General features: G+C 61.2%; 12 protein-coding genes. 6 read left to right on the forward strand and 6 right to left on the reverse strand.

The features are described 5' to 3' along the window. The 4 genes from WAW39_RS08420 to WAW39_RS08435 form a co-directional block, all read right to left on the reverse strand. On the reverse strand, positions 1–186 hold a 186-nt coding region (locus WAW39_RS08420; protein WP_422317725.1), incomplete at its 3' end, for a hypothetical protein. Further along, a complete protein-coding gene (locus tag WAW39_RS08425; RefSeq protein ID WP_422317727.1) occupies positions 183–1193 on the reverse strand; it encodes an MlaD family protein in 1011 nt (336 codons plus the stop codon). The genes WAW39_RS08420 and WAW39_RS08425, both read right to left, overlap by 4 nt. Continuing rightward, positions 1190–1951, reverse strand: a complete 762-nt coding sequence (locus WAW39_RS08430; RefSeq protein WP_422317729.1) for an ABC transporter ATP-binding protein — start codon at positions 1949–1951, stop codon at positions 1190–1192. The genes WAW39_RS08425 and WAW39_RS08430 overlap by 4 nt, the downstream gene beginning before the upstream one ends. Positions 1952–1953: 2 nt before the next feature. Continuing rightward, positions 1954–3087 (reverse strand): MlaE family ABC transporter permease, encoded by a 1134-nt coding sequence (locus WAW39_RS08435; RefSeq protein WP_422317731.1) that lies wholly within the window; start codon positions 3085–3087, stop codon positions 1954–1956. A gap of 245 nt (positions 3088–3332) precedes the next feature. Between WAW39_RS08435 and WAW39_RS08440 the strand changes: the two genes are divergently transcribed. From WAW39_RS08440 to WAW39_RS08465, 6 genes are all read left to right on the forward strand, one after another. Beyond that, positions 3333–3509: a hypothetical protein gene (locus WAW39_RS08440; protein ID WP_422317733.1), complete on the forward strand. Its 177-nt coding sequence runs from the start codon at positions 3333–3335 to the stop codon at positions 3507–3509. A 187-nt stretch (positions 3510–3696) separates the two neighbouring features. Further along, positions 3697–4083, forward strand: a complete 387-nt coding sequence (locus WAW39_RS08445) for a DUF302 domain-containing protein (protein ID WP_422317735.1) — start codon at positions 3697–3699, stop codon at positions 4081–4083. A gap of 290 nt (positions 4084–4373) precedes the next feature. Next, positions 4374–5186, forward strand: a complete 813-nt coding sequence (locus WAW39_RS08450) for a hypothetical protein (protein ID WP_422317737.1) — start codon at positions 4374–4376, stop codon at positions 5184–5186. Positions 5187–5759: 573 nt separating this feature from the next. After that, positions 5760–6518, forward strand: a complete 759-nt coding sequence (locus WAW39_RS08455; protein ID WP_422317739.1) for a PRC-barrel domain containing protein — start codon at positions 5760–5762, stop codon at positions 6516–6518. Positions 6519–6644: 126 nt separating this feature from the next. Beyond that, the gene (locus WAW39_RS08460) at positions 6645–7001 is read left to right on the forward strand and encodes an STAS/SEC14 domain-containing protein (protein ID WP_422317741.1); all 357 of its coding nucleotides are present in this window, start codon (positions 6645–6647) and stop codon (positions 6999–7001) included. A gap of 167 nt (positions 7002–7168) precedes the next feature. Continuing rightward, positions 7169–8173, forward strand: coding sequence for a peptidylprolyl isomerase (locus tag WAW39_RS08465; RefSeq protein ID WP_422317743.1), 1005 nt, complete (start codon positions 7169–7171; stop codon positions 8171–8173). 60 nt (positions 8174–8233) lie between these two features. Here the strand turns inward: WAW39_RS08465 and WAW39_RS08470 are convergent, their stop codons facing one another. Continuing rightward, entirely contained in the window at positions 8234–8683 is a 450-nt protein-coding gene (locus WAW39_RS08470; protein WP_422317745.1) for a hypothetical protein, read from the reverse strand. Positions 8684–8786: 103 nt separating this feature from the next. Then, positions 8787–9113 carry a winged helix-turn-helix transcriptional regulator gene (locus WAW39_RS08475; protein WP_422317747.1) on the reverse strand — a complete coding sequence of 109 codons (327 nt, stop codon included), beginning with the start codon at positions 9111–9113 and terminating at the stop codon, positions 8787–8789. Positions 9114–9121 lie beyond the last annotated feature (8 nt).

Genomic DNA, 9121 nt, shown 5'->3' on the forward strand with positions numbered 1-9121 from the left:
GCTGTCGAGGTAGCCGGGAAGGGAGGGGCGGCCGACGGCGATGGCGGGGCGCGCGGCGGTGAGGGTGCGGTCTGGCACGAGGGGCTCCAGCAGGTGCTGGGTGGCGGTGTCTTTGACGGGCTGAAGCACGCTGCAGGCGGCGAGTGTCAGCAGCAGGAGGCCGCAGGTGAGGAGGCGCGTGTTCATGGATGGAGGTCTTTGCCGCGCAGGAGCGTGCTGGGGTTTCGTTTGAGCTCGTTGGCGAGTTCCTTGATGGCGCGTGAGGCGCGCTCTGCCTCCTCCAGCACGTTTTGCAGACGCATGAGGACGGGGGCGCGGGGGTTGGTGACGTTGGAGATGTCGGCGGAGGCTTCCTTGATTTTTTCCAGTCCGGCGGTGGCCTGCTGCATGACTTTTTCCAAATCCTTGAGCAGGGGGTCGATGCCCAGATTGGCCTTCTTGGCGAGTTCATCGAAGCTCTTGAGCGCCGTCGCGAGGGTGTCGATGGCGAGGCCGAGTTTTTTGTTGCCGGTGAGGGCGCGGACGTCCGTGGTGATGCCGAGGATGTTGTCGTTGATGGCCTTGAGATTGAGTGCGGCGATCTGCTCCTTGGTGTTGGAGAGGACATCGCGCAGATCCTTCATGATTGAGGCGAGATCGAGGTCGTTGAATTTTTTCAGGCCGTCCGAGATGCCGGAGATGATGGCATCGAGCTCGGTGCCCATGGTGGGCACGGCGGGGAAGCTCGGCGGGTTCTCGGGTTTGAAGAGGAAGCCGGGCTTGTCCGGGGCGATGTCGAACTCGATGTAGAGCTGGCCGGTGAGGAGGCTCTGCTGCTTCATGCGGGCGCGCAGGCCATTGGCCACGGCGAATTTCACGCCGGCATCGGTGGTGAAGTCAATTTTGTCTCCGGTGGTGGAGCCGACGAAGCGGAGGTCCTTCTCGGAGAGCTCGACGACGACGGGGATGATCTTGCGGTTCTCTTTGGAATCGAGCAGGACACGGATGGATGCGACGCGGCCGATGCGGACACCGCCGAAGCGGGCCTCCGAGCCGACGAGGAGGCCATTGGCGCTCTGATCAAAGTAGAGCATGATGCGGCTGGTCTTTTCAAAGAAGCGGCTGGCGCCAAAGAGGATGAGGGACCCGGCGGCAAGCACGAGGCCGACGAGGGTGAAGATGCCGATGAGTGTGGGGCTGGCGGTTTTGCTCATGGTGTGGGTGGAGGTGTGTCGCCGCGATTTAAAAAGAGGCGCACGGCAGGATTGTCCGAGTGATCGCGGAGATCGGAGGGATTCCCCAGGGCGCCCTGGGTGTGGGTGGCGGTGTCGAGAAACACGGAGTTGTTGGCGATGCTGAAGATGCTGGCGAGCTCATGCGTGACGATGACGATGGTGGAGCCCTGGCCATCGCGCAGGCCGAGGATGAGATCGTCGAGGCGGCGCGAGCTGAGGGGATCAAGGCCGGAGCTGGGTTCGTCGAGAAAGAGGATGTCGGGGTCCAAGGCCATGGCGCGTGCGATGCCTGCGCGCTTCTTCATTCCGCCGCTGATCTGGGAAGGGTAGAAGTCTTCATAACCGGAGAGGCCGACGAGGGAGAGCTTGTAGCAGGCGAGATCGCGCAGGGTCTTGGGAGGGAGCTTGCAGGATTCCTCCAGCGGCATGGAGATGTTTTCCGCGAGGGTGAGGGATGACCACAGAGCGGCGGACTGATACATGACGCCAAAGCGCTGGAAGAAGGGGCCGCGCTCTTCGAGAGGCGTGGCGGTGAAGTCTTTGCCATCGTAGAGGATGGAGCCTTTGGCGGGCTCGCGCAGGCCGATGAGGTGGCGCAGGAGGGTGCTCTTGCCGCAGCCGCTGCCGCCCATGATGACGAAGATGTCCTTGTCCTGAATTTCGAAATTGAGGTCATGCATCACCACGAGGTCGCCGTAGGCCATGGTGAGATCTTGGACGGTGATTTTGGCGGCCATGGTCAGATGTCCAGCAGGGTGAAGATGGCGGCGAAGGCGGAGTCCAGCACGATGACGGAGGTGATGGCAGTGACCACGGCGCGAGTGGTGGCCTCTCCCACAGCGGCGGAGGAATTCCCCGCGCGCATGCCCTGCATGCAGCCGCTGATGGCGATGGCCGCACCGAAGAAGGGGCTTTTTATAACACCGAGGGAGGCGTTGGTGATGTTTAAGGATGCGACCGTCTCCGTCCAGTACAGCACGGGCGGGATGCCCGAGGCGGCACCGACCAGCATGCCGCCGAGGATGCCCACGAGGTCTGCATACACGGTGAGCAGGGGCATCATCAGCACCAGGGCCAGGATGCGCGGCAGGACGAGGAAGTCGAAGGGATCAAAGCCGAAGGTGCGCAGGGCATCGATCTCTTCATTGGCCTTCATGCTGCCGATGTGCGCGGCGAAGGCGGCGCCGGTGCGGCCGCTCATGATGATGGCGGTCATGACCACGCCCATCTCACGGACCATGGAGATGCCCACGAGATCTGCGACGTAGAGATCCGCACCGAAGTGCGCGAGCTGCACGCTGCCGACAAAGGCGAGGATGAGGCCGATGAGGAAGCTGATGAGCGAGACGATGGGCAGGGCCTCCACGCCGCACTGCTGCAGCGTCATCCAGAAATCTGAGCTGCGGAAGCGCGCACGACCACGTGCCAAGCGGCCGAGTGAAAGCACCGCCTGCCCGATGAAATCCAGCAGCGCGATGCCGCTCTGCCAGGCGCTGAGGGTGATATTGCCGATGGTTTCCAGCCGAGACTGCGGGCGTGTGTCCGGATGGGCGCCGCCATCCTCCGGCACGGCGAGTGCGAGCTGGAGCAGGCAGCGCAGATTGTCGGGGAGTCCGTCCAGCGGTGCGGGCTGCGGATCGCCCTCGGCGGGGGCCTTCAGCGTGCGCAGATGCGCGAGGATGAATGCGGGCAGTGTGGAGTCATGGGTGCCCAGCGCGTCTGTTTGATAACGGGTGGGCGCGCGATCCGGGGCTGTGCCTGTGATGCTGACGGCGGGGCCTTCACGCAGCCAGTCTCCGGCGAGGGTCAGGCTCATGCCTTCGCCGTCTTGCTGCCAGACGGCGGTGGGGGGCGGATGAGGGGAGGGAGTCAATGAAGGGCACGAAGGCAGAGATCACCAAAAAACATGAAGGAAGGGGAGAACGAGCATGGCGTGCAGAGGGGGATTCCGCCATGGGGTGAACACCCACCGGGCCGTGGCATGTGCGGTAGGGTTTCACCCCATGGAGATGCACGGGGGAACCGTGGTAAATCGGAGACATAAACAAGATTCAGTTTCCCAAAGCCGGTGGGGTGGCGCTGCCCCTGCGCTGGTGATGGATCAACCAAGACACGACCATGCAAGAACAAGTCTGGAAACTCCTGGAACCCGCCGGCACCCCGGCCACGTCCATGGTGGATGTGATGGACAAAGCCATCAAACGATCCAACAAGACGCTGGAGGCCACGGCTTCCTTCCGAACGGCGAAGCGCGCCGCCTTCATGGCCACGGCAAGATTCACCCCTGACCGGTGAGCTGCAACGCTCCCGATGACTGACGATGAACCCAAGCGAAGGATGGATGGCAGACGGCACGTGGACGTGGGCGATCACCGGCATGGTGCTGGTGGTGGTGCTGCTGCTGGCGATCCGGGAACTGTCGAAAAAGTAAATCCGCTTTCCGCGACCATGCGATCCACTCCTTAACCAACCAACCAAACCTATGCTCATCCAGCTCAACACGGACAAGTCAGTGAAAGAAACGGCGGCGGCGCTGCAGATTGCGGTGCCAGCCCACAAGTTCGGTGTCATGCAGGTGCATGATCTCAAGGAAACCATGTGGAAGAAGGGCGTGGTGTTTGACCATGAGTGCCTGATCTTTGAAGTGTGCCAGCCGGAGCAGGCGAAGAAGGTGCTGGATGAAAACCTGAGCATCTCCACGGCGCTGCCCTGCCGGATCTCCGTGTATGAGGAAGGCGGCAAGACCGTGCTGGCCACCCTGAAGCCGACGACTCTGCTGGGGATGTTTAACACACCGCAGCTCAACGATGCGGCGCAGGAGGTGGAGGACACGCTGGTGAAGATCATGACGGAGGCGGCGGCCGCGTGAGTGTGCGGGAGGCCGTTTCATCCAACGCCGGAGCAGGACTGAGGACGGAGCTAGTCGCGGGTTGTAAAACTGCTTTCCGATATGGCGAGGTCTTGGACGTTCGGTTTGCCGCAGAGGGGCAAAGGAGCAGAGGTGGCAGAGATTGATTTCATTCTTTGCTCCCTCTGCCTCTCCGCTCCTCTGCGGCAAAGCGAACGTTTCTTTAACTTGCAAGCGCCATGGCTGAGGAGGTCTCCACGGGCGATTTAGGAAAAAAGTTTCGAAAAATACGAGGACAAAATCTAACTACCATGAACGAGCACAATACAATTGAAGTCCCTGCCACGGCGCCGCTGGAAACGGTCGGCGCGGAGGAGATCCGCACGCAGCCGGTGCCGGCGGCTGCGAATCCGGCGCTGCGCCGGGGGCAGACGACCATCCGCATCTACAGTCACTCGCCGCTGCTGTTCTGGTGGCCGGTGTGGATGGTGGGATATGTGATGGCGGGGCTGACTTATCTGCATGGGCAGGAGCAGCATCCGGAAAGCACGGGGCAGATGCTGGAGTGGGTGCATCCTGGCAACAACCTGGGGGTGATCTACTTCCTGACGCTGTTCCTGATCATCATGATCACGAATTTTTCGGTGCGCGGTCTGGCCTCGGGCATGGTGATCATGGGCGCTGCGCTGCTGACGGTGGTGCTGGCCTATGTGGGCTGGTGGGACGAGGTGTTCCGGTGGTTTGAGCACCTGACGATTCACCTTTCGATGGGCGCGTATTTTTGGTTTTCGTCGCTGATGTTCCTGACGTGGTTTCTGACGGTGTTTGTCTTTGACCGGCTGAGCTACTGGGAGGTGACGCCGGGGCAGCTGACGCACAAGATGCTTTTTGGCAGCGGCTCCAACAGCTACAACGCGCAAGGCATGGGACTGGAGAAACATCGGGACGATATTTTCCGCCACTGGCTGCTGGGCTTTGGGTCCGGGGACATGAAGATCCGGACGTCGGGGGCCACGCGGGAGCAGATTGATTTGATGAATGTGCTCTTCATCGGGGCCAAGGTGGCGGCGATGCAGCGGCTCATCGCCGAGGTGCCGGAAGGTGTGGATGATGTGAGGGGGTGAGGGGGTGAGGGTTGTGGGAGGTAACACGAAGAGCGGAGGGCTTTTGGAGTGCGGCTGCGCAACCCTGAAAGGGTGAAGCTGCCGCTTTCGAACGTCTCGTGGCGTGCGAGGGGTGAGGGGCTGGCGGACGTGCACCGGCTCCCGCCTTCGAATAACCAGTGGTCTGGGTGGGCCGATCAGCACGGCGAAAGCGGTAGCTGCGTTCGTGCCTCACTGCGCAACCGCAGTCCAAATAGGAGGCACGCGCAGCGCTCTGGGGGTGAGGCCGTGTCATCTTGAAAGGGAGATGCATTGGGGGCAAGGCAGGGCTCATCGATCTCGTAGGACACGCGGCACCCCTGGGCTGAAAGACGGAAGGCCGGTGGCCTTCAAGACAAGGACGTCAATCTGTGCTGCAAATCCCCATAGTGGGGTTTCACCCCATGGCGCGGTTGTTGGCGCGGCCGGAGATTGGCACAACCAAACAGCCCCTCCGGCGGCGTATTGATAGTGAAAAGGAAGCCACGATTCATCCAGCAGGGATGGGTTTGGCGCAGGCGTCCTGAAGGGCTGGCAACACACAACTCCAACGTTATGTTACTCAAAGCAAACGCACTCAAAGGATTCAAGCTGGACTGCCTCGATGGCGAGATCGGGAGTGTCCGCGAATTTTACTTCGACGACCAGCACTGGACGATCCGCTACCTGGTGGCGGACACGGGCGGCTGGCTCAATGGCCGGATGGTTTTGATCTCGCCGTATGCGCTGGTGGGCGCGGTGAAGGAGGCTGAAGCCATCGCGGTGAATCTGACGCGGCAGCAGATTCAGGACAGCCCGTCCTGGGACAGCGACAAGCCGGTGTCGCGCCAGTTTGAGGTGGACTACCACGGCTACTATGGCTGGCCGATGTACTGGGGCGGCCCGCTGATGTGGGGTGCGTACCCCTACCTGGTGCGCGACCCGGAGAACTGGAGCGCACCGGAGGAGACGGAGCATTCCTGGGATCCGCACCTGCGCAGCACGGATGCGGTGACGGGGCATGACATTCAGGCGACGGATGGCGAGATCGGCCATGTGGTGGACTTCATCATCGATGATGAGAACTGGGCGATCCGCTACCTGGTGGTGGACACGGGCCACTGGTGGCCGGGCAAGAAGGTGCTGGTGTCACCCGTATGGATCGAGCGCGTGAGCTGGAGTGAAATGAAGGTCTTCGTGAAGATGAGCCGCGAGGCGGTGAAGGCATCGCCGGAGTACACGGACGAGGCGCTGGTGACCCGTGAGTATGAGAGCGGGCTTTTCAGGCATTACGGGAGCGACGGGTACTGGTCGCATGAAAACGAACGTGTTTGAACCGCCGTTGGCTGGTGGTCTGTCCGGGAAAGCATGACAAAACAATCAGCCAGGGACGGGGCTGGAATCGAATTAGACAAGCCTCCGAGGTGGGGCTGACCCGATAGATTTTCAAAGGAGTCTCATATGCCGATACAACTCAAAGAAGAAAATGATGGGAACACGGTGGCGGTGTTCGTGACTGGCAAGCTGGTCAAGGAAGACTATGAGCACTTTGTGCCGGAGTTTGACCGCCTGGCGGATCTGCACGGCAAGCTGCGGGTGCTGTTTGACATGACGGATTTCCATGGCTGGACAGCAGGCGCCCTGTGGGAAGACACGAAGTTTGCGCTGCATCACTTCAACAGCATCGAGCGGCTGGCGATGGTGGGAAACTCGAAGTGGGAGCAGGGCATGGCGACTTTCTGCAAGCCGTTCACAAAGGCGGAGGTCAAATACTTCGACCAGAGCGCCGCTCTGGAGGCACGGAAATGGCTGGAATGAAATGAGCGGAGTCTTGGATGGGGTAGGGCAATGACCTATCCATTCCGGCTCGACGGAAAAATTAGAAACTGATATACATCTCTCACATGAACATGACCCCACCCATGGATCATCGTCTGCGACAGGTGAGCTTGCGTGATGGATGCAAGCGGCGCATGAGATGTGGAATGAATCCGAAAAACTGCGCACGCCTGATGAGCCTGGCGGCGCTGTGGCTGCTGCTGACGCTGGCTGGATTTGGCACGTCCAGTGCGCAGGGGGCTGATGCGGCGAAGGAGCGGGAAACGAAGGACCGTGTGGTGGCGAAGGTGAACGGGATGCCGATTTATGCCTCCGACCTGGATGCGATGGTCAAAGCGCAGGAGCGGATGCTGACGGTCCAGCTGGTGAATGATCCGGTGCGATTGAAGAAGGAGCTGGCGGACGTGCGACGCAATGCGCTGAACGTGCTGATCGACTTCCAGCTGCTGGAGGATGAGTTTTTCAGGCTGGGCGGTGTCATCAACAAGGAGGACATCGAAAATGATGAGAAGCAGGTGACGCAGCTTTCCTTCAACGGGGATCACGCGGCCTTGATGGCGGAGATCGACGCCGTGGGCATGTCCTTGGAGAAGTACCGTGAACTGCGGGAGCGGATGATCATCGTGAGCGCGGTGCGGGCGAGGATCGCGAACAAAGTGGAGGTGACGGACGCGGTGGTGCGGGAGCATTATGAGAAGAACCTGCAGCGCTGGCGCGACCCGGAGTCGGTGAAGATTCACACGCTGACGATCCTGAGCACGACGCCCAATGCGCGCAGTCAGGCGGAGATCCTGCGCACGCGGATGGTGAACGGGGGAGACTTTGCGGAGATGGCGCGTGAGAACAGCGCCGACAGCCGTGCGGATGAGGGCGGTGCGTGGCCATGGACGCGACTTTCAGACATCAATGACCAGGTGGCAGGTGTGATCGCGAAGATGCAAAAGGGAGAGCTCAGCCAGGTGCTGGAGGAGCCTGGGACTTTCATGATCCTGCGTGTGGATGACATCCGGCACACGGATCCGAAGCCGTTTGAAAGCGTGAAGGAGGACGTGAAAATGTCGCTGATGGAGGAGCTGGCGAAGGAAAGGATCGAGCAACGGCTGAGCCAGCTGCGCGAGGCGGCGGACATTCAGAAGATGGGGCCGGTGTAAGCGGTGGGGCGGGATGCGCCGGGGTGAAGCGGGGCTTTGCGATGCGAGGAGGCGGGAGGGCTAGAAGCCTTCGAGGAGCTTCTTTTCCGCCGCGCGGATCTCGTCTGCTTTTCGCTTCTTCTCCGCCAGCGCCTCGAACTGCAGCAGCCCGGTGTTGCGGTCCCACTGGCACTCGCAGGTTTCATTGGACCAGTGGATGGTGGGATTGTGCCTGTCGTCCGGGCGCAGCTGCCACTTGCTGCCATTGGCCATGCGGAGGATCTCCACTTCGCGTTCATTGAGGCGGGCGGCGGGTTCGAGTTTTTTGTAGCTGATCTGCACGCAGTGGCCATCGACAAAAAAGCAGGTGATGGCGATGCCTGACTTGTGAAAGAGCAGGGTCTTGGGCTGGGGGCACTGGGCGGGCTCGCCGTAGCGTTTGATGCAGTCGTCCAAGCTTTCACCAATGCGCGCCTGGGTGCTGAGGGCGAGGCAGAGGAAGGTCAGGAGGGTGAGGGAGAGGGCTTTCATCGGTGGCTGAGGAGGAGATGACAGCGTGAGGAGGGTGAAGCTGCAAGATTAAAGTGCGGGGCCCTGTGGAGTGAGTGGGTGCCGATTCACGGCGGCGATTTTTCTACTGCAGCTCTTCGCGTGCTGCGGCCCATTTGAGGATGGCATCCAGCACGGGGCAGAGGGACTGGCCCCAGGGGGTGAGGGAGTATTCGACCTTGGGCGGGATGACGGGATAGACGGTGCGCTGGACGATGCCGTCTTTCTCCAGCTGGCGGAGCTGCTGGGCGAGCATCTTCTGCGTGACGGCAGGGATGGCGCGCTCGAGATCTGAGAAGCGCATGACGTTGCCGCCGAAGAGCTGGAAGAGGATGAGAAACTTCCAGCGTCCTTCGAGCATGCGGAGGGCTTCCTCCACGCCCTGAGCTGCGGTGAGCCGGGTGTAGGGAATGGGTGGCT

The organism is Prosthecobacter sp., from assembly GCF_049294395.1.
Lineage (GTDB): Bacteria > Verrucomicrobiota > Verrucomicrobiia > Verrucomicrobiales > Verrucomicrobiaceae > Prosthecobacter.